2 protein-coding genes are annotated in these 2,000 nt (G+C 67.0%); both read left to right on the top strand.

The features are described from left to right. The first annotated feature begins 353 nt into the window (after positions 1-353). Positions 354-1,424 (top strand): IS110 family RNA-guided transposase, encoded by a 1,071-nt coding sequence (locus tag L3K22_RS16585; protein ID WP_259883856.1) that lies wholly within the window; start codon positions 354-356, stop codon positions 1,422-1,424. Between the two features lie 289 nt (positions 1,425-1,713). Then, entirely contained in the window at positions 1,714-1,902 is a 189-nt protein-coding gene (locus L3K22_RS16580) for a hypothetical protein (protein ID WP_259883870.1), read from the top strand. Positions 1,903-2,000 lie beyond the last annotated feature (98 nt).

Genomic DNA, 2,000 nt, shown 5'->3' with positions numbered 1-2,000 from the left:
AGGATCACACGGTGGCCGCGTCCTCGTCAGAGACGATCACGGGGCCACCGCGCTACACCACTATGCGGGACTCAACTGGGTGAGCGTCGTGCTGCTTCCGCGCCGAGGCCGTGGCTCTTACAACTATTCGCCCCCATCGGGTGCGTTTCGATGGACATGTCCGGCTCCGGCGTGGGGTGGCCGGCGCTCGCCCGGCCCACTCCGATGGCTTGATCAGAAGACTGTCCGTCCTCGTCCTCTCGGCGAGGTCGTGACTCATCACAGTATTGCCCCGAAGTGACTTCCATCCAGGCTCGCGCCGGCCCGTAGCGGCCGCGTCATCAGTCCTGACTTGGAAGGAAATACGAACCGCCATGGCCATCGTCGCGCATACTCGCCCGTTCGTCATCGGAGTGGATACCCATGCCCGCAACCACAGTTTCGCGGTCCTGACTGCAGCCACCGGCGAGCAAATCGCTGCCAAGCAGTTCCCGACGACGTCCGCGGGCCTGAATCGCGCCGTGGCCTGGGTCTCTCGTCTCATTGGCGGGGACCTGACCGCTCTATGGGTGATCGAAGGCGCCGCTACCTATGGCGCACGGCTCGCACGAGTCGTGACCGACGCTGGCTACGAAGTCGCCGAGGCAGCCAGGATGGATGCTCGGACACATCATCGCGTTGGTAAGTCGGATCTCCTCGATGCGCACCGCATCGGCGCCTCGGTACTGCCGCTGGAAGACGACCGGCTACGCCATCCCCGCTCCGACGCCGGCTTGCGTCCCGCGTTACGCGTCCTGACGAGCGCGCGGGAGAACATGAGCTCGGAGCGCACGGCCAGCGTCAACGCTCTCACCGCCCTGTTGCGCACCGCAGATCTCGGCCTTGATGCGCGGAAGCCGCTGACAAACGGGCAGATCACCGAGGTGGCGTCTTGGCGCACTCGAGTTGAAGACCTCGAGCTCGCGGCTGCACGAGCCGAGGCTCACCGGCTGGCCAAGCGAGTTCGTGCTCTCGACATTGAGCTCGCCGACAACCGCTCGCAGCTCGAGGAGCTTCTGCGTCAGAGCAAAGCTGCCCCATTGCTGGACGTGATCGGCGTCGGGCCCGTGACCGCCGCAGTCGCCTATTCAGCATGGTCACACCGTGGGCGCTTGCGTGACGAAGCTGCCTTCGCGGCGTTGGCCGGCGTGAGTCCCATCCCTGCATCGTCGGGAAACACGACTCGCCACAGGCTGAATCGCGGAGGCGATCGAAGGCTCAATCGCGCGCTCCACATGGCCACGGTCACCCGAATGGCTCACGACCCCGAGACACGCGCTTACGTCGACAGACGGCGAGCTGAGGGGCGCACGACAAAAGAGATCCGACGCTGCCTCAAGCGCTACCTCGCCCGGCGGATCTATCGAACTCTCGAGGCGCTCCACGCGGCGCCGACCACGGCTTGACAGACATAGAAGAGTCCATCGGCCCCACACCGCCTGCGGCGATCAGCCCCCGGCCTCACGCCTCCACGCCAACGTCGACAACGTCATGGCCAACTACACCTAGACCGGTACGAAGGTTCCGGCACGCGTCGGACAGCCCGGTTCGAACAGCGGCCCGGGTCTCGGCGGGGCGCAAGGCAGCGTCGCCCTCGCGGTCGGCACGGATTCCGAGACGACGCAGATCAGGCGGGGACTGGACGGAGCTGCGGGCACCGGCGTCGGCACGGGAACCGGCGGCGGCGACGGGAGGGTGACCGCGGCGGAGTCCAACGCCTACATCTCCGGGGCCGGCGTCGGCGGTGGCATCAGAGGCTGGGGCGGCGGAGGCGGGAGCAGCTACATCGGCACCGCGGTCGCAGGGAGCACGACCGCGCTCGCCGGGAACGGCTCTGCTGTCGAGGGCCAGCGCAACGCCGGCTTGATCACCATCACGTACTGAGCGCGCGGGCCCGGCGTGATGCCCGTTACCTTGTGAGCACCCCGATGGACGGGGTCTGGTCGCTCGGCCGGGTATGGCTTTGTTGCCCTGCCATCAAT

This window comes from Brachybacterium atlanticum, from assembly GCF_025669985.1.
GTDB classification, from domain to species: domain Bacteria; phylum Actinomycetota; class Actinomycetes; order Actinomycetales; family Dermabacteraceae; genus Brachybacterium; species Brachybacterium conglomeratum.
This window is presented reverse-complemented; position numbering and strand designations above follow the sequence as displayed.

Bases quoted from the DNA above. Each gene is read 5' to 3' on its own strand.
- L3K22_RS16585 (WP_259883856.1), top strand. From the start codon at position 354: ATGGCCATCGTCGCGCATACTCGCCCGTTCGTCATCGGAGTGGATACC.